Genomic DNA, 512 nt, shown 5'->3' with positions numbered 1-512 from the left:
TGTCAACAACGATTCAAATTTCCCCAATTTCAACGAAATGAAATTCCCCATTATGAACGGCTAAATCGTTGTTTGGGCAGGATAAATTCCTGCTTTTTTCTTTTCTCGCAAACGGTAGGAGTCACCCTTGATGTTAAATGTAATCGCATGATGTAAGAGGCGATCCAAGATAGCCGTTGCCAATACATCGTCACCAAAAACTTTTCCCCATTCAAGGTACGATTTATTAGATGTTAAAATCATTGCTCCTTGTTCGTATCGCTTTGAAACAACCTGGAAGAAAACATTGGCGGTTAGTTCATCAAAAGGAAAATAACCTACTTCATCTACAATTAACACGTCTGGACGACTCCAACGATTTACGAGTCGCTGGAGTGTCCCTTTATCATTGGCCTTGCGGCACTGAGCCACTAAGTCGTCGGCCGACAAAAATAGGGCTGTATATCCTTGGGTAATCGCTTCAATCGCAAAGGAGACGGCTAAATGAGTTTTTCCTACACCCGGAGGACCCA

The 512-nt window shown here is 42.6% G+C and carries 1 protein-coding gene; it reads right to left on the bottom strand.

Features of this window, described 5'->3' with window-relative positions; translation table 11 throughout:
* Nucleotides 1-60: 60 nt before the first annotated feature.
* A partial coding sequence (locus PDQ33_RS29030; protein WP_270757153.1) for an ATP-binding protein occupies nt 61-512 on the bottom strand: 452 nt, incomplete at its 5' end.

It is taken from the genome of Bacillus cereus group sp. Bc031 (assembly GCF_027716265.1).
GTDB lineage: Bacteria > Bacillota > Bacilli > Bacillales > Bacillaceae_G > Bacillus_A > Bacillus_A paranthracis.
Note: the sequence above shows the minus strand (reverse complement) of the source record. Positions and strands in the feature narration are given on the sequence as shown.